Origin of the sequence: Halorubrum rubrum (assembly GCF_024494685.1) — an archaeon.
Taxonomy (GTDB): Archaea; Halobacteriota; Halobacteria; order Halobacteriales; family Haloferacaceae; genus Halorubrum; species Halorubrum rubrum.
Genome location: NZ_JANHDM010000010.1, coordinates 117,443 through 142,357, shown reverse-complemented (window position 1 = coordinate 142,357; position 24,915 = coordinate 117,443). Strand labels below are relative to the sequence as shown.

The 24,915-nt window shown below is 69.7% G+C and carries 25 protein-coding genes and 1 pseudogene; 11 read left to right on the top strand and 15 right to left on the bottom strand.

What is annotated here, in order from left to right:
* A pseudogene (locus tag NO889_RS12140) lies at window positions 1–132 on the bottom strand (IS6 family transposase); the annotation flags it as partial.
* A gap of 92 nt (window positions 133–224) precedes the next feature.
* Between NO889_RS12140 and NO889_RS12135 the strand changes: the two are divergent.
* Together NO889_RS12135 and NO889_RS12130 are read left to right on the top strand one after the other, a co-directional pair.
* Window positions 225–875 carry a DUF998 domain-containing protein gene (locus NO889_RS12135; RefSeq protein ID WP_256412510.1) on the top strand — a complete coding sequence of 217 codons (651 nt, stop codon included), beginning with the start codon at window positions 225–227 and terminating at the stop codon, window positions 873–875.
* Between the two features lie 23 nt (window positions 876–898).
* Window positions 899–2,149: an MBL fold metallo-hydrolase gene (locus NO889_RS12130; RefSeq protein ID WP_256412509.1), complete on the top strand. Its 1,251-nt coding sequence runs from the start codon at window positions 899–901 to the stop codon at window positions 2,147–2,149.
* 146 nt (window positions 2,150–2,295) lie between these two features.
* Here the strand turns inward: NO889_RS12130 and NO889_RS12125 are convergent, their stop codons facing one another.
* A complete protein-coding gene (locus NO889_RS12125) occupies window positions 2,296–2,760 on the bottom strand; it encodes a hypothetical protein (protein ID WP_256412508.1) in 465 nt (154 codons plus the stop codon).
* A gap of 12 nt (window positions 2,761–2,772) precedes the next feature.
* Window positions 2,773–3,357, bottom strand: a complete 585-nt coding sequence (locus NO889_RS12120) for a helix-turn-helix domain-containing protein (protein WP_256412507.1) — start codon at window positions 3,355–3,357, stop codon at window positions 2,773–2,775.
* Window positions 3,358–3,809: 452 nt separating this feature from the next.
* Here NO889_RS12120 and NO889_RS12115 point away from each other — a divergent pair, with 452 nt between their 5' ends.
* From NO889_RS12115 to NO889_RS12105, 3 genes are all read left to right on the top strand, one after another.
* Window positions 3,810–4,535, top strand: a complete 726-nt coding sequence (locus NO889_RS12115; RefSeq protein WP_256412506.1) for a hypothetical protein — start codon at window positions 3,810–3,812, stop codon at window positions 4,533–4,535.
* 24 nt (window positions 4,536–4,559) lie between these two features.
* Window positions 4,560–5,210, top strand: a complete 651-nt coding sequence (locus NO889_RS12110) for a hypothetical protein (protein WP_256412505.1) — start codon at window positions 4,560–4,562, stop codon at window positions 5,208–5,210.
* 280 nt (window positions 5,211–5,490) lie between these two features.
* Entirely contained in the window at window positions 5,491–7,227 is a 1,737-nt protein-coding gene (locus NO889_RS12105) for a hypothetical protein (RefSeq protein WP_256412504.1), read from the top strand.
* A gap of 115 nt (window positions 7,228–7,342) precedes the next feature.
* On the opposite strand, the gene NO889_RS12100 is transcribed toward NO889_RS12105, so the two are convergent.
* Window positions 7,343–7,600, bottom strand: coding sequence for a hypothetical protein (locus tag NO889_RS12100; RefSeq protein WP_256412503.1), 258 nt, complete (start codon window positions 7,598–7,600; stop codon window positions 7,343–7,345).
* Window positions 7,601–7,725: 125 nt separating this feature from the next.
* Between NO889_RS12100 and NO889_RS12095 the strand changes: the two genes are divergently transcribed.
* A complete protein-coding gene (locus NO889_RS12095; protein ID WP_256412502.1) occupies window positions 7,726–8,529 on the top strand; it encodes an inositol monophosphatase family protein in 804 nt (267 codons plus the stop codon).
* Between the two features lie 30 nt (window positions 8,530–8,559).
* On the opposite strand, the gene hmgA is transcribed toward NO889_RS12095, so the two are convergent.
* Together hmgA and NO889_RS12085 are read right to left on the bottom strand one after the other, a co-directional pair.
* Window positions 8,560–9,780, bottom strand: coding sequence for a hydroxymethylglutaryl-CoA reductase (NADPH) (gene hmgA / locus NO889_RS12090; RefSeq protein WP_256412501.1), 1,221 nt, complete (start codon window positions 9,778–9,780; stop codon window positions 8,560–8,562).
* A gap of 71 nt (window positions 9,781–9,851) precedes the next feature.
* Window positions 9,852–10,325, bottom strand: coding sequence for a GNAT family N-acetyltransferase (locus NO889_RS12085; RefSeq protein ID WP_256412500.1), 474 nt, complete (start codon window positions 10,323–10,325; stop codon window positions 9,852–9,854).
* A gap of 120 nt (window positions 10,326–10,445) precedes the next feature.
* On the opposite strand from NO889_RS12085, the gene NO889_RS12080 reads away from it, so the two are divergent.
* Genes NO889_RS12080 through NO889_RS12065 form a run of 4 tightly spaced genes read left to right on the top strand, consistent with a single transcriptional unit; the run spans window position 10,446 to window position 15,283 of the window.
* Entirely contained in the window at window positions 10,446–11,255 is an 810-nt protein-coding gene (locus NO889_RS12080) for a DUF502 domain-containing protein (protein ID WP_256412499.1), read from the top strand.
* Window positions 11,252–11,704: an archease gene (locus NO889_RS12075; protein ID WP_256412498.1), complete on the top strand. Its 453-nt coding sequence runs from the start codon at window positions 11,252–11,254 to the stop codon at window positions 11,702–11,704. The genes NO889_RS12080 and NO889_RS12075 overlap by 4 nt, the downstream gene beginning before the upstream one ends.
* A gap of 60 nt (window positions 11,705–11,764) precedes the next feature.
* A complete protein-coding gene (locus NO889_RS12070; RefSeq protein ID WP_256412497.1) occupies window positions 11,765–12,286 on the top strand; it encodes a hypothetical protein in 522 nt (173 codons plus the stop codon).
* Window positions 12,287–12,343: 57 nt separating this feature from the next.
* Complete coding sequence (locus NO889_RS12065) at window positions 12,344–15,283, top strand: RtcB family protein (protein WP_256412496.1); 2,940 nt, start codon at window positions 12,344–12,346, stop codon at window positions 15,281–15,283.
* Between the two features lie 39 nt (window positions 15,284–15,322).
* On the opposite strand, the gene NO889_RS12060 is transcribed toward NO889_RS12065, so the two are convergent.
* From NO889_RS12060 to NO889_RS12050, 3 genes are all read right to left on the bottom strand, one after another.
* Window positions 15,323–15,982, bottom strand: a complete 660-nt coding sequence (locus NO889_RS12060) for a thymidine kinase (RefSeq protein ID WP_256412495.1) — start codon at window positions 15,980–15,982, stop codon at window positions 15,323–15,325.
* Window positions 15,983–16,066: 84 nt separating this feature from the next.
* A complete protein-coding gene (locus tag NO889_RS12055) occupies window positions 16,067–17,125 on the bottom strand; it encodes an amidohydrolase family protein (protein WP_256412494.1) in 1,059 nt (352 codons plus the stop codon).
* 84 nt (window positions 17,126–17,209) lie between these two features.
* The gene (locus NO889_RS12050) at window positions 17,210–18,487 is read right to left on the bottom strand and encodes an HD domain-containing protein (RefSeq protein ID WP_256412493.1); all 1,278 of its coding nucleotides are present in this window, start codon (window positions 18,485–18,487) and stop codon (window positions 17,210–17,212) included.
* Window positions 18,488–18,602: 115 nt separating this feature from the next.
* Here NO889_RS12050 and NO889_RS12045 point away from each other — a divergent pair, with 115 nt between their 5' ends.
* A complete protein-coding gene (locus tag NO889_RS12045; RefSeq protein WP_256412492.1) occupies window positions 18,603–19,004 on the top strand; it encodes a universal stress protein in 402 nt (133 codons plus the stop codon).
* A gap of 30 nt (window positions 19,005–19,034) precedes the next feature.
* Here the strand turns inward: NO889_RS12045 and NO889_RS12040 are convergent, their stop codons facing one another.
* The 6 genes from NO889_RS12040 to NO889_RS12015 form a co-directional block, all read right to left on the bottom strand.
* Entirely contained in the window at window positions 19,035–20,315 is a 1,281-nt protein-coding gene (locus tag NO889_RS12040; RefSeq protein ID WP_256412491.1) for an HD domain-containing protein, read from the bottom strand.
* Between the two features lie 63 nt (window positions 20,316–20,378).
* Complete coding sequence (locus NO889_RS12035) at window positions 20,379–20,978, bottom strand: helix-turn-helix domain-containing protein (protein ID WP_256412490.1); 600 nt, start codon at window positions 20,976–20,978, stop codon at window positions 20,379–20,381.
* Between the two features lie 51 nt (window positions 20,979–21,029).
* The gene (locus NO889_RS12030; RefSeq protein WP_256412489.1) at window positions 21,030–21,716 is read right to left on the bottom strand and encodes a TVP38/TMEM64 family protein; all 687 of its coding nucleotides are present in this window, start codon (window positions 21,714–21,716) and stop codon (window positions 21,030–21,032) included.
* A 558-nt stretch (window positions 21,717–22,274) separates the two neighbouring features.
* Window positions 22,275–22,700, bottom strand: a complete 426-nt coding sequence (locus NO889_RS12025; RefSeq protein ID WP_256412488.1) for an Hsp20/alpha crystallin family protein — start codon at window positions 22,698–22,700, stop codon at window positions 22,275–22,277.
* A gap of 110 nt (window positions 22,701–22,810) precedes the next feature.
* Complete coding sequence (locus NO889_RS12020; RefSeq protein ID WP_256412487.1) at window positions 22,811–23,281, bottom strand: Hsp20/alpha crystallin family protein; 471 nt, start codon at window positions 23,279–23,281, stop codon at window positions 22,811–22,813.
* A 117-nt stretch (window positions 23,282–23,398) separates the two neighbouring features.
* On the bottom strand, window positions 23,399–24,910 hold the full coding sequence (locus NO889_RS12015) for a stage II sporulation protein M (RefSeq protein WP_256412486.1): 1,512 nt from the start codon (window positions 24,908–24,910) through the stop codon (window positions 23,399–23,401).
* Between the last annotated feature and the right edge of the window lie 5 nt (window positions 24,911–24,915).

Genomic DNA, 24,915 nt, shown 5'->3' with positions numbered 1-24,915 from the left:
ATTCGAAAGTGATAGACCGGCAAGATGGTGGCGAATACCCTTTTCAATGATCTCGCGGGGTGTCCGCTCTCGCTCCACAAATTCCAAGTCGATCCACTCGGTAGACTCGCTGAGGCGGTTGGATTCGAACATGGACATTCGAACTACCGACCGCCTCTTTCTTAACTTAACACCGCGCGCGTCCCCGCACCGAGTTTTAACATGCCGTCGACCGGAGTTCGACCATGGACGACGATCGGCGGACGGGCGAGTCGGTCGAGGGCCCGTCCCCGACCGCCGCGCGCCTCCTCGGCGCGGTCGCGACGCTCGCCGCGCTCGGCGGGATCCTCCTCGCGGTCCTCCTCGATCCGACGTTCTCGTGGACGGCGGACGCGCTCTCGGACCTGGGCGTCCGCGACCGGAGTGCCCCGGCCTTCAACGGCGGGCTGATCCTCGGCGGGCTCGCTGGACTCGGCTACGCCGCCGGGCTGTGGGTCCGCGGGCGGGAGAGCGCGTCGAGCGCCGTGGGCCGACTTCGGGCGATCGTCTTCGCGTTCGCGATGGTCGCGATGGCCGGCGTCGGCGTCTTCGACCTCACGCACCCGCTCCATGCGCCCGCGGCGGTCGGGTTCTACCTGCTCGTCACGGTCGTCTTCGGGATCGACGGGGTGACGCGGCGGGACGGCCGAACCGGCCGGACCGCGCTCTCGTTCGTCCCGGTCCACGTCGCCGTCTGGGCGACGTTCCTCGCGGGGGTCTGGCCGGTGACGGGGCTCGCGCTGCCGGAGCTGTCGGGCGCGCTCATGCTCGCGGCGTGGGTGTGGCTCGTCGGCCCCCTGCCGGTGGTCCGCCGGCTCTCCGTCCGAGATCGCGGCGACGGGACCGACGGACACTAAGCCGGTCGCGGGCTACGGTGGCCATGGACGTCGAGTTCCTCGGCGGGGCCCGCGAGGTCGGCCGGAGCGCGGTCCTCGTCGACGGCTCGCTGCTTCTCGACTACGGTCTGTTGACGGCCGACCCGCCGCGGTACCCGGTCCGCGACCCCGAGCCCGACGCGGTCGTGGTCTCGCACGGCCACCTCGACCACGTCGGCGCGGTGCCGGCGCTTCTGAAGGGCGACCGGCGGCCGCCGATCCACTGGACGCCGCCGACCGCCGACCTCGCGCGGGTCCTCGCGCGCGACACGCTGAAGCTCCACGGGAACAGTCCGCTGTGTCCGTTCTCCGAGGAGCACGTCGCCCGCCTCGGCGAGGCGGAGGTGCGCCACGGCTACGGCGAGTCGTTCCCGGTCGCGGGCGGGGTCGACGGCGGCGGATACGAAGTGACGCTTCGCAACGCGGGTCACGTCCCCGGATCGGCGCACGTGCTCGTCGACGACGGCGACACCCGGCTTCTGTACACCGGCGACTTCCACACCGACGACCAGCGGCTGGTGTCGGGGACGACGGCGCGACCCGACGCCGATATCGTGATCTGCGAGTCGACCTACGCCGACGTGAGCCACGAGGAGCGCGCCGCGGTCGAGGCGCGCTGGGCGGACCGCGTGCGGACGACGATCTGGGAGGGGGGCACCGTCGTCGCGCCCGCGTTCGCGATCGGCCGGACCCAGGAGCTCATGCTCGTCGCCGCCGCGAACGACCTGACGCCGTACGTCGACGGGATGGGCACGGAGGTGACGCGGCTGCTCCGGCGGCACCCGGAGTTCCTCCGCGATCCCGAGGCGCTCCGGCGGGCGAAGGGGGCGGCGCGGTTCGTGACGGGGCGGGACGGCCAGCGTGAGCGGATCGCCGCCGACAACGCCCTCGTGATCACCACGAGCGGGATGCTCGCCGGCGGGCCGGTCCGCTCGTACCTCCCGGCGATCCGGACGAACCCGACGAACGCGGTGACGCTGACGGGCTACCAGGTCGAGGGGACGCCCGGCCGGGAGCTACAGGAGCGCGGCCGGATGGAGCTGAACGGGCGGGTCCGCCCGGTGAGCGCGCGGGTGGACTCCTTCGACTTCTCCGCGCACGCGGACCGCGAGGGATTGGAGTCGTTTCTGGACGACTATCGCGACGCGCGGGTGCTCGTGAACCACGGCGACCGGTGTGTAGCGTTCTCCGAGGACCTGCGGGAGGAGGGGTTCGACGCGAGCGCGCCGGCGTTGGGGGCGCGGATCGAACTCTGAGTGTCGGAGGAGGATAGTCGCCGCCGGCGGATTCGGAGACGAGAGCGGTTCGAGAAGCGACGAGCCTCACGCCGTGACCGTGGATCCGCTCGCGTCGACGGATGCGGTGTCGTTCACAGCGGGCGAGTTCACGGAATCGTTCAGTACTAACAGGTCACGGAGTGGGCGCGTTCCAGCGAGACGTTGACCCCCGAGCCGTTTCCGGTCGCCACGAACGTGAAATGGACCGTCTCGCCGGACGAACAGGACTCCGTGACCCCGATCCGTTCTGCCTCTCCCTGCGTGAGCGTGACGCTCGCGTTCTCACGATCCTGTCCGTCGACCTCGACCGTGACGTCGAGCGTGAGTTCGCCGCTGAACTGATTGTGGTACGCCGCCTCGGCGGTGGCGGTAGTGGAGTTGTTGGCCGTTTCGGTCTCGGCGGTCATCTCGTAGCCGAGGTACGCGCTCTCGTCGTCGGTCACGTTGACGGCGAGCCCGCGGTCGGCCTCCATCGCCGAGAAGCCGGCGGTGCCGAACACCAGCCCGACCGCCGCCGCGAACGCGAGCACGATGCTCAGGGTACGCAGCGCGCTCACGCGGGCCGGCGGCGTTCGGGTGGTGGTGCTCATTCGTGGGGCGAGTCACTCGACCTTCCGGAGTTCGGGCGGCTTCTCCGTGTTGCCGAGGCGGGCGCGGCGGCCGACGACGTGGTGGACGACCGACGAGACGCCGAAGGCGGTGGCGGTGAACACCCCGACGTCGAGCGGCGTGAACGCGGCGAACCCCGGCGTGCCGGTCGCGACCGCGAGCAGCAGCGCGGCGGCGACGCCCGCGAGCCCGACGTAGTAGAGGCTCCACGGGATCTCCCTGCTTCCGAGGACTTCGACGTAGATGTCGAGGTTTCGCAGGGCGGGCGTGGCCCTGACGAGGTTCTCGTCGTCGACGGTGACGATGTCCTTCTCCTCCAGTTTCGGCAGGTGGGTGCGCTGGAGCGTGCTGTACACGTTGCGCCGGTCCTCGTACTCGACCTCCTCCGGGTCGACGTCGAGCTCCCACGCGGTGACGTGCGTGGAGAGTTCCGACACCTCGATCGGGTCCTCGCTGCGCTTGAGCGCGTGGATGACGAACCGTCGGCGTCGGTTCGAGAGCACGTCGAATACTTCGTCTTGAGACAGTTCACCCCCGTCCGAATTCCATTCCCCTCGTGTCGCGATGGCGGATAGCATGTGTTCGGGACCCTCCGTGACCGGCGACCGGCGCTCCCCCGTCCGGTATCCGGCAGGTTTCGCTTGTTTTGTGTGCGAGGTAATGACATAAAGCAGTTGGATACTTAATCTGTTAATACGGTTGACTTGAGAGGAGAAGGGATCCCTCGTCGGTTTCCGGGAGAACATACGTCCGTGTATAACGACCCCTTACGGATCTTCAGGACGTGCCCGATTCGATCGAGAACCGGCCTGTGAGGTCCGAGAGGAGGGTCTGAACCGTTCAGGCTCGGATCGTCGGCGGCGACGAGGGGCGCTCGTGTCGCATCGAGCCGCCCCCTGAGATCCGACGAGGCCGTCTCGGGAACATGTCGAGGATCTCATAACGAAGTACCTCCCCCCGCATGGGATAGCCAACACTTCCGGCCCGGCCGTCCGGGCGCGGGGGTGTGTGAACACAGGTGAGATACGACATGGAACGTCGCAAATTCGTGATCGGACTGGGTGCATTGGCTTCAGGAAGCGCGGCCGCGATGGGTACCGGGGCGTTCACCGCCGCGGAACTCGATGGTCGGGAAGCGAACATCGAGGTCGTGGATGACACGAACGGGCTGATCGGTCTCGAAGCAGGCGAAACCGAACTCGTCTCGAATGACGGCGGCGAGCTCGTCATCGATTTCGACCCCGACGACGCGGACGGAACGGGCGTCAATACGAACTCGAAGTACCAAGTCGGCGGACTCGGGGGAATCGGAAATCTCGACGAAGTCCCCGGAAACCCGACGCTGGACACCACCGTCGAGGACGTCGCGATCGACACGGACAGCGATATCGAGGACTACTTCGCGTTCAGACTGATGAACCAGTCCGGGTCGGACCAAGCGATCGAAGTGGAGTACGAGGCCAACTCGGACTTCCCGTCGGAAGCTGAAGTGTACATGGTCTCTCAGTACGCGGAGGGGAGCGGTGACTCGGAGCAGACGAGTTCGCTTATCGCGTCGGCGACGCCCGATGACCGGGAGGCGAGTATCATCTACTCCGACGACACCGAATACTCGACGGACGTCGATTCGGGGAAAGACGTCAAGGTCAGCCTCCTCGTCGTCGTCGACGACGCGGATACGGGCGACGATCTGGGTGGTAATATTGTTGTTCGCGCGGGGAGTCACGACGACTTCAGCACCGCTGATCAGGATTAGTAACTCCACCACAGGGATTCAATCATGAACCGACGTGACGTGGTAGTCGGGCTGGGAGCGCTGGTCGGAACGGGAGCGTTCGCTTCCGGCACCGGCGCGTTCAGCGCCGCGGAGGTCTCCCGGCAGGCGCAGATCGAAGTCGTCGACGACAGTGACGGGCTGATCGGATTGGTCGCGAACGAAGCGATTTCGGGCGTTCGAATGACCGAAGGCGGCGAGCTCACGATCTCGATCGGTGACGACGACCCCGGCGTGAACGTTAGTTCAGTCTATCAGTTCGGGGCGTTCGTCAGTGACGACGACGTAGAGGATATCACGGGAGACACGTTCTCCGTGGTCACGGACGACGATCCTGCCGATATGAGTGACGGCCAGGATTCCCTCGAATCCGCACTCGCCGTCGTGAACCAATCCGCGGAAGATCTCTCTGTCACGATCGACTTCGAACTGAACGACGACATCGACGGCAAGACCGAGTACGCCTTCGAGCTCCAATCTTCCCAAGGTGGAGACGGTACACGAGAGGGGATCGCGACGAGTCCGATAACCGGTCAGCTCGATACGGAACTGGCTACCGGTGAGTCGATCGGATTGTCCTTCATCGTCAACGCGCTGGAAGGCACGACGGCGGACGAGATCTCGGGGAGCCTGAGTCTCTCCGCGACCGCCGTCTAACAGACGCGTTTTATTTTAATCGAACCCCGTCTTCGAAATTCACTCGTTCTCAGAGGCGTCAGTAGCCGTCAAAGTCCCGCCCCCGAGACGATTACTGACTCCTCGACGAACACGATCACGGTCCGGACGATCGTGCCGACGATCGTCGCCATAACTACCACACCGACGACGCGAGATCTACGGATCTCGAGACGGCACTTGCTACGAATCACCGCGAGCATTCCTCGTTGCTCCATCGAGGACCGATTACTTTGGTACCCGTAGCGCGTTCTTTTTTGTAATGTCGCCCCGCGGGTCGACGACGCTGCTGGTCCTCGTCGTCCTCGGAGCGACCGCCCTGATCTTCTCCACCGGTGCCGCCTTCGTCGACGGCCCCACCGATCCTCTCAACGACGAGGTCGCCCTCCAGCCCGGCGACAACCCGTACACCTACCTCGACGAGGAGGGCGAACTCGTCGTCGACGCCACCGGGGACAACCCGAACCTCGATTCCGGGGGTGTCAACGTCGACGCGCTCACGGTCGAGGACGACCTCTTCTACGTCGTCTACAACGGGAGCGACCCCGCCGAGGTCTGGATCGAACACGACTCGCAGGCGGTGACCTTCGTGATCGAGGGGCAGCCGGCCGAGAGCGGCGAGGATCCCGCACTCCTGACGTCCGAGGACGAGCGCGTCCCGGTCGGCGTCCGGGTCGACACCCGCGTCGCCGACCTGATGCCCGGCGACCGGATCATCGAGGAGATCTCGGTCCACGTGCGACCCGCCGAGCCGGAGGCGATCACGCAGGAGGGTGACGGAGGCAATGGGGACGGCGACGACGACGATGGAGATGAGGACGACGACGACGATGACGACGACTCCGGCCCCACCGCCCTCGTCGACTCGCCGGAGCCCGACGCCCGCGAGGTCGAGGTGTACTCGGTCGCGGCGGAGGAGGAGACCGCGGTCGACCTGGAGGGCCTCCGCGTCGGCGGCCCCGCGGTCCGGCTCGACCGCCTGTCGTTCGTGCGGGAGCGCGGCGGCGACGTCGAGTTCTCGGTCGACGGGAGCGGCGAGGCCCCCGAGGGGACCGACCCCGTGGACCGGCCGGGCGTCGACCCGCTCGGCTACTACGCGGTCGCCTTCGCCGAGCCCGACCAGCCGATCGCGTCGGCGACCGCGGAGGTGGTCGTGGACCGCGACCGCCTCCGGGAGGCCGGCGTCGACCCCGCGAACCTCGCCGCCTACCACGAGACCGACGGGGACGACCGCGAGGGCGGGGGTGACGACGGCGACGACGATGACGCCGGCGACGAGGGCGAAAACGGGAGCGCCGACGACGGCTGGGAGAGAACGGAACTGCGGGTGACCGACGAGACCGACGAGACGGTCCGGCTCGCGATCGAGTCCGACGGCTTCTCCGCGTTCGCGCTCGCGGCGCAGCGCCCGGCGCTCGAGGCGGTCGACGCCGCGGTCCCGACCGACCGCGTCGAGCCCGGCGAGGCGACGACCCTCGAGGTGACGCTCGCGAACCGCGGGCCGGCCCCCGCCAGCGACGAGGCGGTCGCGGTCCGGGCCGTCGACGCCGACGGGGAGGCGGTCGACGCGCTCGCGGACGGCCCCCTCTCGGTGGACGTTCCGCCGGGCGAGACGGTCACCCGGAACGCGACCGTGCGCCTCGACGAGCCGGGCGCGTACGACCTCGTCGTCGACGGCGACCGGCTCGACGGCTCCGCGACGGTCGCCTCGCTCGCCGTGCGGGAGCCCGAGCCCGATCCGGGGGAGTCGGCTCCCGGCTCGACGGACGCCGATCCGGACGACGGCTCCGCTCCGGATCCGACCCGCGGGACGGGATCCGACGGCGAGGAGTCAGCGTCCGACGGGGGCGCGAGCGCCGACGACGCCGGGTCCTCGGACGAGTCGGAGGAGGAACGAACGGAGCCGGCCACGTTCGACCCCGCGGACTTCGTCGGACTCGCGGTGCTCGTCGCCATCGTGCTCGCCACGCTGTTCCTGGTGCGGCGCGCCCCACGGTGACCGGGCGGAGACGCGACCGGGGCCCGAGTCGAGAACGGAGCGGAGCGCCGGCTCGGAGAAGAGTCGGGACGGGAGGCGATCGGAGAAACGGGTGGCCGCGGGACGGCTTCGGCGGCTACTCGCCGCCGTCGGTGTAGGCGCGGTCGGCGAGCACGCGCTCGGCCGTCTCGTTCGCCTCGGCGGGGGTCGGGCAGTCGCCACAGTCGACCGCGTCCGCGAGCTCGCCGGCCAGCGTGTAGACGGCCGCGCCGTCGGCGCGCTCGGCGACGCGCTCGAACATCGGCCGGTAGCCGGCGGCGGCGCGCTGGCCGATCTCGTCGAGCGAGGCGTCGATGGCGTACTCGAGCTGGCGGACCGCTTCCTCGGGTCTCATACGCGTTCATCCACCCTCTACGTACTTAAGTATACTCGGATTCGGAACTGAGTTAATACTGTCGCGGCCGCCGCTGCCGTCGCCGGATCGACGTTTATACGCGTGCGGGAGCCGGACTCGGGCGCATGACCGACGCAGACGAGCGCGCGGCCCTCGCCGAACGGGCCGCGCGAGCGGGTGCCCGCGTCGCGAGCGACGCCTTCCGCACCGACGTCGCCGTGGAGGCGAAAGGCGAGGACGACGTGGTGACCGAGGCCGACCGGGCCGCCCAGCGCGCCGCCATCGAGACGATCCGCGAGTCGTTCCCGAACGACGCGGTCGTCGGCGAGGAGGAGGACGCCCGAAAGCGCGTGCCCGACGAGGGGGCCGCCTGGGTGATCGATCCGATCGACGGCACGCACAACTTCGTCCGCGGGATCCGGGTGTGGGGGACCGCGGTGGCGGCCGTCGTCGACGGCGAGCCGGTCGCGGCCGCCACGGTCTGTCCCGCGCTCGAGGACGTCTACACCACCGACACCGACGGGGCGTATCGAAACGGCGCGCGGCTGTCCGTCAGCGACGTAACGGATCCCCGACGCGGGACCGTCGACCCGACGCTCTGGTGGGACTACGACTCCAGAGCGGAGTACGCGAACGCCTGCGAGGCGATCGTGACCCGCTTCGGCGACATGCGCCGGCTCGGCGCGGCACAGGTCGTCCTCCCGACGGTCGCGGCGGGCGGACTCGAGGGGACGATCTCGAACCTCCGGGCGAACCCCTGGGACTCCGTCGCGGGCGTCTTCATGATCCGGCAGGCCGGCGGACGGGTGACGGATCTCGAGGGGAACCGCTGGCGACACGACTCGGTCGGGCTCGTCGCCTCCAACGGGCACCTCCACGAGGAGGTGCTGGCCGCGGCGCGGGCGATCGAGGGCGGCGACGAGGGCTGAAGAACTGAACGGACTGACCCTACCGCCCGACTACCGTCCCAGGTCCGCGTGCGCCGACGCCAGGTGTCGCGATCCGAGCGCGGCGAGAAGCGAGAGCTCGCCCGCGAGCGCGCCGACCGCGATCGCCTCCGCGAGCGCGTCGGCGTTGCTGCCGGCGGGGTCGCCGCCGCCGCGGACGCCGAGCACGTCGAGGCCGGCCGCCTGCGTCGGGAGTTTCGTCCCGCCCCCGACCGTGCCGACCTCGAGGCTCGCGATCGACACCGAGACGTAGAGGTCGCCGGCGGCGGTCGCCTCCGCCGTGGTGATCGCGTTCGACCCCTCGACGACCTGCGCCGCGTCCTGGCCGGTCGCGAGGAACATCGCGGCGACCGCGTTGGCGACGTGGGCGTTGAAGCCGAGCGAGCCCGCCTTCGCGGAGCCGACGTGGTTCTTGCGCGTGTTGATCTCGGCCATCGCCTCGGGCGTCGTGTGGAGCCGCTCCTCGACGACCTCGCGGGGGATCTCGACGTCGGCGGTCACCGACCGCCCCCGCCCCTCGACCGCGTTGACCGCGGCGGGCTTCTTGTCCGAACAGAGGTTCCCCGAGAGCGCGACGAGCTCGGCGTCGGTCGCCGCCTCGACGACGTCGCAGGCCTCGCCCGTCGCGATGGTGACCATGTTCATCCCCATCGCGTCCTTCGTGTCGAAGCGGAACCGGAGGTAGACGTTGTTGCCGACGACGTAGGGGGTGACGCCGAGCAGTTCGCCGTGGCTCGTCGTCGACTCGGCGGCCTCCCGCAGGGCCGGCTCGTTGTCGCGGACCCACTCGACGAGCGCCTCCGCCTCGGCCACGTCGGCCACGCGGAAGACGGGCGCACGGGTCATCCCGCTCTTCGTGACGCGGGCGGTCGCGCCCCCCGCCGCGTCGATGGCGGAGCAGCCGCGGTTGACCGAGGCGACCAAGGCCCCCTCGGTGGTCGCCATCGGGAGGTAGCGGTCGCCGTCGAACGCGCCGCCGTCGACGGCCACCGGTCCGGCGACGCCGAGCGGGACCTGGACCCCGCCGATCATGTTGTCGATGTTCGGGTCGGCGTCGGCCGCGTCGAAGGCGTACTCGCCGACCGCGTCGAGGTCGGCTCCGGACTCGTCGGCGACCAGCCGGCGGCGGACGGTCGCGGCCGCGTCGGCGTCGACGTGGTCGTCCAGTTCGTGGAGCCGCACGTCGCCGTCGCGGACGCGCTCGAGGAGGTCCTCGACTGTGGGATCGGTCATGCCCGCGTCTCCTCGCGGCGGGTGCTAATGCGTGTCGGTTCGGGTGCTTAGGGGTGATCTACGCCGGAACCCTAGCCGCGGACGAACTCCGAGAGCCGCTCGCGGAGGCTGTTCGGCCCCAGCGTGAGGTAGTAGGCGTCCCCGCCGTCCTCGTAGTAGCCGTCGATCCGGCGTTTCACCTCGAAGCCGATGTGTTCGTAGAAGCCGAGCGCCCGCTCGTTCGTGGTCCGGGCGTGACAGGAGACGGACTGGTACTCGTCGGCCACGTCGGCGATCAGTCGCTCGGCCAGCCCGCGTCCCCGGTGGTCCGGGTCCACGGCGAGAAAGAGCACGTAGCCGTCCCGTCGGACCGAGGCGAACGCGACCACCTCGTCGTCCTCCAGTATGAGATGCGTCGTGGATCGACGGTACGCGTCGGTGAAGAAGCCGCGTCGCTGACGGAGTACGCCGTCGACCCGGTGGATCCGCTCTTTGAGTTCCCACGCCTCACGGACGTGCTCGGAATCGCCGGGCGGATCCGTCCGTCGCTCCACGTTGACGCTCACTGGGAAGACGTAACACGTCTGTGGAATATAACTCCACCGGCCGCGCGCCAGTCTCACGCCGTTTCGGTCGACTGACCGAACGTACCGAAGCGTTTTGACGGACTCCGCCGTGTCTCCGCCATGGCCGGCGAACCGATATCGGATCGCGGGCGACTCAGGGGAGCGTTCCTCACGGGCGTCGCGGTGATCGTCCCGCTCGTCATCACGCTCGTGGTGCTCACGATCGCGTTCAACGCGGTGTACGACTACCTCGACGCGTTCTCCTCGGCGCTCGTGGTCGTCTCTCCGGAGTTCGTCCTGCCGGTCGTCGGACGGGTTGGACGCGAGCCGTTGATCGAGATCGCGACGCCGGTCGTCTTCGTCGCCCTGATCCTCCTCATCGGTCTGGCCGTCGAGTCCACGCGGTATGGAGGGCTCGCCGTCGACTACGTCGACCTCGCGATGGAGCAGGTCCCCGGAATCGGCTCCGTCTACGAGGGGTTCAGACAGATGAGCGACGCCATGCTGGAGTCGGACGGCGGGAACTTCCGGGAGGTCGTGCTCGTCGAGTTCCCCACCGAGGGCACGTACACGCTGGCGTTCGTCACGAGCGAGACGCCCGACGCGGTCGCCGCCCCGACTGACGCCACCGCCGACGAGGGGATGCGGACCCTCTTCATGCCGATGGCTCCCAACCCGGTGATGGGCGGACACGTCGTCTTCGTCCCCGAGAGTCGGGTCGTCGAGATCGATCTGACGGTCGAAGAGGGGATCCGCGCGCTCGTGACGAGCGGGGTCGCCCTCGAGGGAGCGGCGGACGGCGTCGGGGGGTTCTCCGACGAGGAGCTCCGGCATCCGCCGATCCCTGACCGGCTGGACGGCTGGCTCGACTCCGCGGCCGACGACGATGACAACGCCGAAACCGACCCGACCCGAAGCGACGAACCGTGACGTACGAACTCCGCGACCACACGGCGGACGTCGCCGTCGAGGCGACCGCATCGACCCTCTCGGCGCTGTTCGCGGCGGTCGCGGACGGGCTGACGGCCGCGAGCTGTGAGTCGGTCCCCGCGGAGGGCGGCGAGCGGTTCACCGTCCGCGAGACAGCCGAGGGCCGCGAGGCGCTGCTCTTCGACTACCTCGACCGCCTGATCTACGAGCGCGACGTGCGTCTCGTCCTGCCCGCGGACCACGAGTGCCGGGTGGTTCCGCCCGGCGGGAACGACGAAGGTGACGCGCCCGCCGACGCCGACGCGCCCGAGTGGATCGTCGAGGCCAGCGCCCGCGCGGTCCCGCTCGACGCGGTGGCCGCCAGGGAAATCAAGGCGGTCACTTACTCGGAAATGACGCTCGAACGGCGCGACGACGGATGGTACGCCTACGTCGTCTTCGACGTCTGAGGCGGGCGAAACCGCCGAGCGACCGAAACCGTTATGATCTTTCGTGATTATTGTTACCGTATGTCACATACGGATCCCGACGAGCGGCGTGCGTGGCGGGCGGGCGCGACTGCCGGGCTCGTCGCGGGGGTCGCGATGGGCCTCGTGTTACACGGCGTCCTGGGCTTGATGCCCACGATCGGCGCGCTCGTCGGCGTCGAGACCGTCGCGGCCGGCTGGGCGGTCCACCTCCTCAACAGCACGGCGTTCGGCGTCCTGTTCGCCGCCGTCTTCGACCGCCCCTTCTTCGACGACCTCCGGAACGACGTCGGCGGGTGCGTCGCGCTCGGCGTCGCTCACTCGGCCGCGCTCGGCGTTCTCACCGGCGGGCTGTTGTTGCCCGCCTCGATCGCGCTCGCCGGCGCGACATCGCTTCCGATCCCCACCCTCCCGCTGCCCGGCGTCACCGCGGGCTTCGAGTTCGGCGCGATCATCGCGGTCGCCCACCTGCTGTACGGGGTGGTGTTGGGCCGCGTCTTCGCCGGGCTCGCCCTCGCGGACGACGACGCCGCGCGGCTCCCTAGCGACCCCGCGGACGGGTAGCCGACGGCGCGCCGACCACACGTAACGCCCTTCCCCCCCGGCGTCGAACCTCCGCGTATGACTACGCGCGAGTTCGACGGGATCCGCCTCGAGAAGCTTCGAGAGCACGTCTGGGAGATCCCGCGCGAGGGCGAGATGAACGTCCCGGCACGGGTGCTCGCCAGCGAGACGCTCCTCGAGGAGATCGGCGAGGACGACACGCTCCGCCAGCTGAAGAACGCCACGCATCTCCCCGGAATGGTCGAGCCCGCGCTGTGTATGCCCGACGGCCACCAGGGGTACGGGTTCCCGGTCGGCGGCGTCGGCGCGATCGACGCCCGCACCGGCTGTATCTCGCCCGGAGCCATCGGGTACGACATCAACTGCCTTTCCGGCGATTCGGAGGTACTTCTGTCGCACGGGAGGCGTCGGCGGATCGAGAACCTGTTCGGTCGTTTCGAGGATGAACGCGCACGAGTCGCGGCAGCCGACGGTATCTTCGACTCGGACATTCAACTGTTCTCGATGACCGACGACCGGACGGTGTACGAGATCGAGACTGAAACTGGAGATACGGTTACTGCGACCGGCGATCATCCTTTCCAGACGTCGAACGGGATGACCGAGGTCGACGATCTCGCGACCGAGGACGACGTATTCCTCCATCCATTCAAAGGGTTCCCGGACGACGAACCGCCGGAGTTCGTCGTCCTCGACGAGGACGACTTCGCCGACGAGGACCCACAGCTCGTCCGGGTGCTAAAGGAGCGTGATCTCCTCCCGTTACGCTCGACGGACGATGCGTTCCACCGTCTGCTGAAGCTCGTCGGGTACCACACGGGAGACGGGTCGTTCAGCAGGAGTCATACGTGTTTCTACGGCGATCCTGCGGATCTCGAGGCGATCCAGCACGACATCGAGGCCATCGGACTGACTCCATCGAAGATCTACGATCGGGAACGCGATCACGACATCGATGGCAACGAATTCACTCGAACGGAGTACAGCATCAACTCGGGATCGAACGCGTTCAAACAGCTCTTGATACGGCTCGGTGCGCCCGAAGGACGGAAAGTCGAATCGGAATTCACCGTTCCGGACTATCTCCATCGACTCACCGACTGGCAGCGCGCGCTCTACCTCTCCGCGTTCTTCGGTGCGGAGATGAGTAGACCTGACACGGTTGCGCCGAAGAATTCCTATGCGCCCAGCGTATCCCACAACCGCGTCGCCGACCACCGTGTGGACGGTGAGACGTTCATGCGCGATCTCATGCGTCACCTGAACGAGCTCGGGATCCGTACCAACGCCCTCGAAGAGGTGGAGCGTACCGAGACCACCGCCGGTGAGACGGTACGTCTCCGGTTCGGTATCAGCACTGATTCGGATAACCTCATTCGCTTTTTTACGCAAATCGGCTATCGGTACGCTCACGAGAAACAGCGACGCGGCCTCCTCGTCGCACAGTACCTGAAGCGGAAAGAACAGGTCATCAACGAGCGCGCTCGTGTCGCGGAGGAGGCACGTGCGCTCGCCGACGGTGGGATGGCGACACGTGCGATCAAGGACCGATTCGATCAGGTAAACGATCGGTTCATCGAGCGCAGCCTCTACGGTGGACGGAAAGGACGGCCACGACCGCCCGCTGACTTTCCCGATTTCGAGCAGTTCCGCGAGCAGACGACGGTTCGCAACAACCTCACGATCTCGTCCGAAGTCACGTCGATAACCGAGCGCGGGAAGATGGACGTCTTCGACATCGGTGTCACACACGACGCGCACAATTTCGTCGCCAACGGATTCGTCGTCTCTAACTGCGGCGTCAGGATGGTCCGCACCTCGCTGACCTACGACGACGTCCGCGGCTGCGAGGCCGAGCTCGTCGACGCGCTCTTCGAGGCGATCCCGTCGGGACTCGGCGGCGGCGGCGTGATCGACGGCGACGCCGACGCGATCGAGGGCGCGCTCGAACGGGGCGTCGAGTGGGCGGTTTCGGAGGGATACGGGATCGAGAGCGACCTCACGCACTGCGAGGACGAGGGGCGACGACCGGACGCCAGACCGGAGTACGTCTCCCGGAAGGCCACGGATCGGGGGCGCAACCAGATGGGCTCGCTCGGCTCCGGCAACCACTTCCTCGAGGTCCAGCGCGTCACGGACGTCTTCCGCGAGGAGGTCGCCGAGGCGTACCGACTTTCCGAGGGACAGATCGTCGTCCTGATCCACTGCGGGAGCCGCGGGCTCGGCCACCAGACGTGTAACGACTACCTCCGACGGATCGAGCGGGACCACGCCGACCTCCTCGAGTCGCTGCCGGACAAGGAGCTCGCGGCCGCGCCCGCGGGATCCGAGCTGGCCGAGGAGTACTACGGCGCGATGGGCGCGTGTATCAACTTCGCGTGGGTGAACCGCCAACTGATCACACACCGGGCCCGCGAGGTGTTCGGCGACGTCTTCGACGCCGACCCGATCGACGACCTCGGGATGGAGCTTCTGTACGACGTGGCCCACAACATCGGGAAGAAGGAGACCCACGAGGTCCCCGTCGGCCCCGACGGTCGTCCCGCCACCACGGAGGAGGCGGTCGATCGCGCCGACCGCGAGCTGTACGTCCACCGCAAGGGGGCGACGCGGGCGTTCCCCGCGGGCCGCGAGGAGGTCCCCGAGGCGTACCGCTCCGTCGGCCAGCCCGTGATCATCCCTGGAAGCATGGGCGCGGGCTCGTACGTGCTCCGCGGCGGGTCGGAGTCGATGTCGGTCTCGTTCGGCTCCACGGCCCACGGGGCCGGCCGGCTGATGAGCCGGACGCAGGCGAAACAGGAGTTCTGGGGCGGCGACGTACGGGACGACCTCGAGCGCGAGCAGGCGATCTACGTGAAAGCGCAGTCGGGCGCGACCGTCGCCGAGGAGGCCCCCGGCGTGTACAAGGACGTCGACGAGGTGGTCCGCGTCAGCGACGAACTGGGCATCGGCGACACGGTCGCCCGCACGTTCCCGGTGTGTAACATCAAGGGATAGGCGGACGGTACAACGGCGAACGGACGGGGACGAACCGGCTCAGTCGCCGTCCGCGTCGCCCGCGCGGTCGGCCTCGGCTGCCGGTCGCGCCTTCTGACCCGCCCGTTCGTTCCGATCGCCGGTCCGGAGCACGTGGCAGTCGCGACACCGCGCCTCGTAGGACTCCTCCGCGCCGACGAGGATGGTCGGGTCGGCCGTGTGGGCCGGCTCGCCCTCGATGAGCCGCTGGTTCCGAGTCGCGGGCTCGCCACACACCGTACAGATCGCCCGGAGCTTGTCGACGTACTCGGCGGTCGCCATGAGTTGCGGCAGCGGCTCGAAGGGCTCGCCACGGAACGTCTGGTCCGTGCCCGAGACGATCACCCGCGAACCGCGGTCGGCGAGCGCGTTACAGACCTCGAGGAGCGCGTCCGAGAAGAAGTTGGCCTCGTCGATCGCGACGACCTCGGCGGCGGGACGATCCAGTATCCCGAGCGGCCCGTCCCCCTCGTTGTCGACCACGGTCGCGTCCCACTGCCGGCCGTTGTGGGTGCCGATCGTGGTCTCGCCGTAGCGGTCGTCGACGGCGGGCTTGTAGACGGCGACCGACTGGCCGGCGATCTCCGCGCGCCGCAGCCGACGGAGGAGCTCCTCGGTCTTTCCCGAGAACATCGAGCCGGAGATGACCTCGACCCACCCCGACTGGGTGATCGCGTGCATGAACCCACCGGGTGGATACAGCGACTAAACGATTTCTCTCCGGGCGCGCTCTCCGCTCCGTGACCCAACCGGGAGACGCCGACGTCACGCCCGACGGACCGTCTCGCCGCCGAGCACGACCCGCGAGACGTCGGCGCTCCCGGCGCGGTGCACGACCGCCCGGACGAGGTCCCGTGCCCCCGCGAGGTTGTCGGAGTCGCCGTCGAGCACGAGCAGGTCGGCCCGCCGACCCGGCTCGATGGCGCCGCGGTCGAGCCCCGCTATCCTCGCCCCGTTCAGCGTCGCCATCCGGAGCACCTCGCGGGCGGGGAGGTCCGACAGCTTCGCCGCGAACTCCATCTCGCGGAACATCGACGGCGAGTCCAACATCACGTTGTCGGTGCCGAGCGCGACGGTCGTCCGCTCCGCGAGTTCGCGGATCGGCGGCACGCCGACGTTCGTCACGAGGTTCGACCGCGGGCAGACGACGACGGGCGTCCCCCGGTCGACGAGCCGGTCGAGGTGGATCGGTTCGGCGTGGACCATGTGGACGAGGAAGTCCGGGTCGAGGTCCATCGCGGCGTTGACGTCGTCGGCGTCGCGCTCGCCCGCGTGGATCCCGAACAGCTTGCCCGCCTCGCGGGTCGCGGTCCGCACCGAGTCGAAGTCGTCGTCGCGCGCGCCGGACGCCCCGTAGCCGTCGGCGACCGAGAGCACCTCGGAGTCGTCGCGACCGAGGACCACCGCCTCGAGGTCCCGCTCCGCGAACTCGACGCCGTCGCCGGCGAGCGCGTCCCGAAGCGCGCGGACCCCGTCGACGCCGCCCTCGCGGAACTCGAGGAAGGTTCCGGTGCCCGTCGACTCCATGTACCGGAGCGTCCGCGCCATCGCCGCCACCTTCTCCTCGTGGCTCGCGGACCGCAGCAGGCGGTGTTTCAGTCCGTTCGGCGGGGCGACGAGCTCGTCGAGCGAGAGCCCCGCACCGGCCTCCTTGGCGATGGAATCGCCGATGTGGGTGTGCGCGTTCACGAACGCCGGGAGGATCACGGCGTCGCTCTCGGTCGTCCGCTCCTCGACGTCGACGATCTCCGCTCCCTCGACGACGACGCGCCCCTCGACGGGCTCGAAGTCGGGGCCGCGGAGGACGGTCCCTTCGATCTCCATACGCCGGCGTCTCCGTCACGGACATAAAACGTGCCGAGACGGATCGGCGGTCGGCGGGGCGACCCGTCCCGCCGCGACGCCGCTTCAGAACTCGTCGAGCGTCGTCGAGATAGCCTTCCGCACCTCGATCACGAGCGCGTCGGGGTCGAGCCCGAGCACCTCGGCGGCCGCCCGTCCGACCCGATCGGTCGCCGAGTCGGGCGCGTAGACGCCGAGCCGCCACTGGTTCCGCTGGGCGACCCGCAACGCGGAGACGAGCGGCGACTGCCGTTCCAGCCGCCGCACCTCCCCGTTGACCGTCACGCGTGCGGTCGACTCGCGCATCGACGGCTCCGGGGGAACGTCGAGTATCACGTCCTCGCGGGCGACGTCGGCCTCCTCGGCGATCTCCCGTTCGAGGGCCAGCTCCGTCGCGTGGTCGGCGTCGTGGACGCGCTCGGGGACGTCGCCGTGCTCCGCCCACACCGCCCGCTTGTAGAGGTCGCGCTCGTCGTACCGCCGCGAGAGCTCCGCGGTCGCCGAACAGCCGCGGATCGCCGCCAGGAAGTCGTGGTCGTCCATCCGACGGAGCTCGGCCGCGGTCGTCGCCGTCGCGTCGAGCAGCCCCGCGGCCGCCCGGCGCAACGTCGCCTTCGAGATCCGCGCGACGTGGTGGGTGTACACGACCGGGTTCATCAGCGCCCGCGCGAGAAGCAGGCTCTCCGCCGTCTGGACGTTCCCCTCGTCGAGGACGAGCGCGGGCGAGCCCGCGCCGTCGGCGCGGTCGGCGTCGCTCGCGCGCTCGGCGTCGCCGCCGATCCCCTCGACGAAGGTGAGCTCCCGGACGAACCGCTCGGTGTCGATGGTGCCGTAGGGGACGCCCGTGTGGTAGGCGTCGCGCACGAGGTAGTCCATGCGGTCGACGTCCAGCTCCCCCGAGACGAGCCCGGCGTACTTGCCCTCGCCGGCGACGACGCCGGCCACCCGAGCGGGGTCGAGGTCGTGCTCGCGGAGGACCTCCCCCACCTCGCCGCCCTCGAGCAGCTCCGCGACGTCGTCGTGGTACTTCCCGGTCCGGCGGTGGGTGAGCGACTCGAGGTTGTGGCTGAACGGGCCGTGGCCGACGTCGTGGAGCATCGCGGCCGCCTCGATCCGGTCGGCCTGCCGCCCCTCGATCCCGAGGCCGTCGAGCGCCTGTCGGGCGAGGTGGTAGACGCCGAGGCTGTGCTCGAAGCGGGTGTGGTTCGCGGAGGGGTAGACGAGTTGGACGGTGCCGAGCTGTTTGACGTGACGCAGCCGCTGGACGGCGGGCGTGTCGAGGAGGGCGGCGGCGACGCCGTCGATCTCGATGTGGTCGTGGACGGTGTCCTTGACCGTGGTCATGCGGACCCTTCGTCGGGATCGGTTAAAAACGCGGGCGTCCGGATGCGCCCGTCCGGTGGCGCGTCTCGTCCCGAGGGTGCCACCGTTTATTATCCCACCCGATCGACCGTTCGATATGTACGACGTGCTCATCGCCATCGACGACGACGAGGCGCGAGCGACCGCCCAGGCGCGCGCGGTCGCGGACCTCCCCGGCGCGGAAGCGGGGCTGACCGCACACCTCTGTCACGTGTTCACCGACAACCCCGAGGGTGCGTCGGTCAACCAGCTCGCGGCGGTCAGGCGCGCCCGCGAGGCGCTCGAGGCGGCGGGCGTCGCCGTCGCCCACCACGAGGCGAGCGGGGATCCCGGCCCCGAGATCGTCGACGCCGCCGCCGACGTCGACGCCGACGCGATCTGCGTCTCCGGCCGGAAGCGCCGGCCGAGCGGGAAGGCCGTCTTCGGAAGCGTCACTCAAGACGTGATACTCTCGAGTGACCTCCCCGTGTTCGCGGTCCCGAAGCCGACGCCCGAGTGAGCGTCGCGAGCGGAACCGGTCGATCTCCGGTCACCTGGGGATCCGGAGACCCAACACGTCGCGGGCGGCCTCGCGGACCGCGTCGACGTGCCCGGCGGGACAGTACACGCCGAGCCGCCAGCGGCTGCGTTCGGCCGCCCGGATCCCGGCGACGAGCTCCGAGGCGTCCGACAGCCGCTGGGTGATCCCGTCGACGACGACGGCGGAGCCGGACTCCTTGAGCCCCGGTCGCGACGGGACGTCGACCACGACGCTTTCGGGGGCAACGCCGGCCCGCTCGGCGATCTCGCGTTCGGCCGCGAGCGCCGCCCCGTGATCGGCGTCGACGGTGCCCGCCGGAACCTCGCCGAGCCCGGCCCAAACCGCCCGCTTGTACAGGTCGCGCCGCTCGATCCGCCGGCCGAGGTCCGGAACGTGCTCGCGGAGGGCGACGAGCAGGTCGTGGTCGGCCATCCGCCGGAAGGTCTCGACGCCCGTCCCCGTCCGGTCCAGATAGCGCTCGCAGGCCCGCTCGAGCATCGCGCCGGCGACGCGGGAGACGTGGTGGCGGTAGACGACGGCGTTCATCAGAGAGCGGGCTAAAAGCAGGCTCTCGGCGGTGGCGACGTTCCCCTCGGCGAGCACGAGGTCGGCGCTCGCGGGGTCGGTGTCGCTCCCCCCGCCGTCCGGTCCGTTTCCTCCGCCGTCCCGTCCGTTTCCTCCGCCGTCCCGTCCGTTTCCTCCGCCGTCCCGTCCGCTCCCGTCCCCGACGAGCCGGAGTTCGTTCACCAGCCGCCCGGTGTCGACGGTGCCGTAGGGGACGCCCGTGTGGTGGGCGTCGCGCACGAGGTAGTCCATGCGGTCGACGTCCAGCTCCCCCGAGACGAGCGCGCCCACGCCGCCCTCGCCCGCGATCAGCCCCGCCACCCGCTTCGGGTCGAGGCCGTTGCGCTCGAGGACGCGGGTGACCTCCCGGTCGGGGTCGGTCAGGAGCCACTCGACGTCGTCGTGGTCGCGGCCCGTCCGCCGCCGGATGATCCCCTCGGTCTGGTGGCCGTACGGGCCGTGTCCGGCGTCGTGGAGCAGCGCGGCCGCCCGGACGTGCGCGGCGGTGTCGGGGTCCAGATCGAGTCCGTCGAGCGCCCGTCGGGCGAGGTGGTAGACGCCGAGGCTGTGCTCGAAGCGGGTGTGGTTCGCGGAGGGGTAGACGAGCCGCACCGTGGACAGCTGTTTGATGTGGCGCAGCCGCTGGAACGCCGGCGTGTCGATCAGCTCGGTCGCGACCGGGTCCAGCCGGACGTGGCCGTGGACGCTGTCCTTGATCGCGTTCATTCGTCGCTCATCTTCGTTCGACGCTCGCGTTCATTCGTCCCTCCATTCGCCCGTCGGCGGGCGTCATTCGTCGACGAGGGTCACGTCGAGACGCTCCGCGACCGCGCGAACGACGGAGCCGCCGACGCCGGCGGTCGCCGCCCGCCCGTCCTCGATCGCCAGCAGGTCGTCCTCGTCGATCCCGAGCTCCGCGGCCAGCTCCTCGACGGTGAGGCCCGCCTCCCGACGCGCCTCGGTCGTCACGTCGCCGTACCCCGAGACGAGGTACGGGAGCCGGTCCTCCTCGTAGTTCGTCCCCTCCTCCTCCCAGTGGGAGGAGTCGCCGGTGGCGGCGTCGTACATCTTCGCCTGCTTGTTGGCGATCTCCTGTTTGCGGCTGCGCGGGCCGTCACTTCCGTCCGCGCCGCCGGCGCTGCCGGAGCCGCCGGTGCCGCTTCCGCCGCGTCCGCCGCCACCTCCGGATCCCCCGCCGCCACCTCCGGATCCCCCGCCGCCTCCGCCCGACCCTCGCCGCGAGTCGTCGTGCGGGCGGCAGTTCGAACAGACGAGCAGGCGCGCGCCCGCGACGTTCGCCCGCTGGAGGTTCGCCGTCTCGCGTCCGCAGAGCTCGCAGGCGCCGCCGTCGTCGTCGCCGCCTCCGCCGCCCGTCGAGTACTTTGGCATACCCCACGTAGCACCCCCGGCGCGGTAAAACCTGGCGGGCCGGCCTCTGGCTCACCCGAGTCGCTCGAGCGCGGACAGGATCCGTTCGCGGCGGCGGTAGCCCACGACCGCGGACCCGACGAGCACCGCGAGCAGGACGAGCGACAGCCGGAGGTCGCCGTCCGCGAGACTCGACCCCGACAGGGTGACGACGACGTACGCCGGCGTTCGACCGACGACCATGACGACGACGAGCCTCCGGAGCCTGATGTCCGTCAGTCCGCCCGCGAAACAGAGCAGGTCGTCGGGGAGTCCGGGGATCAGGAACGCGACGAACATGCTCGGCAGTCCGGCCTCGGCGACGAACGCGTCGAAACGCTCCATGGCGTCCGTCCGGACGACCGCCTCGACGAACGGACGACCGTACCGACGCGACAGCCAGAACGCGAGCGAGCTCCCGACCACGACGCCGGTCAGGCTGTAGACGGTCCCGAGGAGCGCGCCGAACAGGTAGCCGCCAGCGAACCCGATCACCTGTCCGGGAATGGGTGCCACGACCACCTGCGCGGCCTGGATCGCGATGAAGACGAGCGGCGCGAGCGGCCCGTACCCCGCGATGAACGCCCGCAGTTCGGCGCTGTCGGTGAGGAACGGGGCGTACTCGCGCACGAGCACGTAGAGACCGACGACGGCGACGAGCAGGCCGACGCCGACGAGGATCGTCCGTCGGCGACTCTCGGGCGATCTGAACACTCGCATGGGGACGCGTGGTCGGAGGATTCGCTCGGCTCGTCATCAAACCGACGGTCGTCGGGTCGGAGATCGCCGGATCTCGACGAAGCTGCTCGGTCACCACGCTTCTCTTCAGGATCTCATCTCTGAAACGGCCGTTCTATCTCGAGTGCTTATAAAACGGATGTTTCGTGAGAGAACAAGGTGATGAGAACGGTGTCGTTGCTGGTGCGGAGAACGTCTCCAAAGCCCCAGTCGTGAGAACTCGCGCGGCTTGCTGCGGTCCTCAGTCGTTCGCTCCGCTCACTCCTTTCGGTCCTTGCTGCGCCGTGCTTCGTCCTCACGACTGCCCCTTTGAGTCCCACCCGACCGCTACCGCCCCGCACCTCACGCCTCCCCAACCTCGTTGCTCGCGCGTTCGCGCTCGCAACTCCCTCGCGTTCCGGTCGCGGGCCTCCGGCCCGCTCCCGGGCGCGCCACCACACCGCGAATCTCCCGCTTCTTCACCTGTACTGAGCGATCGGCGAATCGTTCGGCGAGGTCCGGATACCGGTCCGCACCACTCCTCGTTCGCGGACGGGTGCGTTATTCGATGTCGATCCGACGGCCGTCCGCGTGGTCGTCCCGCCTGCTGGGCAGGGTGACGGTGAGGACGCCGTTCCGGTACGTCGCCTCCGCGCCCTCCGCTTCCACGCCGGCCGGGAGGTCGATCGTCCGGGTCACCGACTCGTGACGCCGCTCGCGACGGAGGTACCGGTGCCCGCCGTCCCCGTCGCCCGTCTCGCGCTCCGCGTCGCGCTCGGCGCGGATCACGAGCCGATCGTCGTCGACGCGGACGTCGATGTCCTCCCGGTCGTATCCGGGCAGGTCCGCCATCACGACGATCTCGTCGTCGTACTCGGCCACGTCGACGTCGGCGGTCCGGAGGCCGCGACCGCCCGTCAACCCCTCGCCGAAGGGGCTTCGTCCGAAGAACTGCTCTATCTCCTCGAAGGGGTTCGATCTGTTCATGACTGTTCACCCGTACGAAGGTTCGCTAGGGTATTAAATAGAGATGGACGGTTGCTAACTGACGCCGCGCTACGCGTCGGTCCCGGTCGAAACCGGCCGGAGTCCCGCGATCAGTTGACGTCGATCCGGTGCCCGCTCTCGTCGGCGGCGGACCGCTTCGGCAGGGTGACCGTCAGCACGCCGGCGTCGTACGTCGCGCTCGCCGCGTCCGGCTCGACCGCCGCCGGTAACGGGATCCGCCGGGAGACCGATCCTCGACGCCGCTCGCGGAGACGGTAGCGTTCCTCGTCGCCCGCGTCGTCCGTGTCGCTCACGCCGCTCGCGTCCTCGCCGGCCGCGTCGCCCTCGCCGCTCGGCGTCGCCCCGACGGTGAGCGTCTCGTCTCTGAGTTCCACGCTGATCTCCTCCTCGGCGAACCCCGGCAGATCGGCGATCACGGTCACCGTCTCGTCGCCGTCGATCACGTCGACGGCGACGCTCGAGTCGGTGGGCAGGTCGAGGCCCGAGCCGATCTTCTCGAGTTCGCGGTCCATGCGCTCGAACAGTTCCTCGATCTCGCGGAGGGGATCGCGTCGGGTCATACGGGTCAGGATTCGGACCGGATCGACTTGAACGTGTGGGCGGCCGAGAACGAGGTGGTCGGAAACGAGGTGGTCGGAAACGAGGCGGTCAGAGTCGACGGGGAGTCGTCGTCGCTCTCAGAGGAACGGCCGCCAGTAGTACGGGCTGAAGAAGCCCTCGATGAGGGCGGCGACCGCGAGGAAGACGCCGATCCCGGCGGCCACCCAGAACGCGTTCTCGACCGCGTCGGCGAACCCGACGCGGCTCAGCCGTCCCCGGAACGTACGCCAGGCAACGACGCCCAGCCGGACCCCGAGCGCGCCCGAGACGACGATCGCCGGGATCTCGAGGAACCCGTGCGGGATCACGAACGCGACGAGCGCCGGCAGGTTCTCCTCCAGCGCGGCGATCGCGCCGAGGGCGACCCCGTTGAACGCGACCGACGAGAGCGCGGGGAGGACGAGCGCGACGCCACCGAACGCCGTGGCGATCGTCACCGTCCAGTTGTTCCCGAAGAACCCGACGGCCGCGGCCGGCGGGAGGTGTCCCTCGAGCCGCGCCTCGATCGAGGTGGGAACGATCCCGACGAACGGCTCGACCAGCGTCCAACCCGCGATCCCGCCCCCGACGCCGACGGCGGCGACGAGGAGGTGCGTGCCGGGCGTCCGCCGGGCGAACGCGAGCGTCTCGGCCACGCCGCGACGGACGCCGCCGGTGAACTGCGCGCGGACGCTCGCCTCCGGCGGATCGACGGGATCGACCGAGCCCCGGTGGTCGCCGTAGAGGACGGTCTTGAGGAGATCCAGGGCCGGCGCGGCGACGACCGCGCTGGCGAGCGCGACGAGCGCGCCGCCGCCGAGGAACGCCAGCGCGGACGCGGCCGAGGAGATCGCGACGAGGACGCCGACGGCGACGACGAGGTAGGCGATGGCGTCGACCGGGTTCGCGCGGACGAACCCGCCCGCCCCCTCGACCGCCTCGATCACGCCCGCGTCGTCGACGACGATCGCCGCGGGGGCGAACGCGAAGACGATCCGCACGAGGAGCAACCCGATCCCCCCGACGACGAACGCGACGAGCCCGACGAGCGCGCCGACCAGCGGCCCCCCGGCGATCGACGCGACGCCCACGACGACGCCCGCGAGCAGGATCACGCCGAGCCACAACAGCGTCTCCGCGACGTAGAGGCCGAGGAACGTGAGCCAGCGACCGCGGACGCCGGCGATGCCCGCGGTCAACCCCCGCTCTCCACGCAACCGGGCGATCACGGCACTCATCTGGCCCGCGGAGACGGCCGAGTACGTCAGGACTGCGAGGAGGGCGGCGGCGGCGCTCCCGGCGGTGACGAGCGCGACCGCCGTCGGCGAGACGAGCGGCTCGAGGGCGGGCGCTATCGCCTCGGTCCACCGCTGGACCGCCTCCGGGTCCTCCGCGTCCGGTGGCGTCAGGTCGGTTCCCGCGAGCGCGTCGCCGACGGCGTCGAGCCGCCCGGTGAGTTCGGCGTGGAGGTACGCGCCCGCGAGCGCGACGAGGAGCACGGTGCGGGCGATCACGGGGACGGCGGTCCCGAGGAAGTAGAACGGGAGGAGGTCCGCCGGTCGCCGTCGGAGGGTCGAAACGGTGGCCGTGACGGCCGTCGACAGGTCCATGCCTC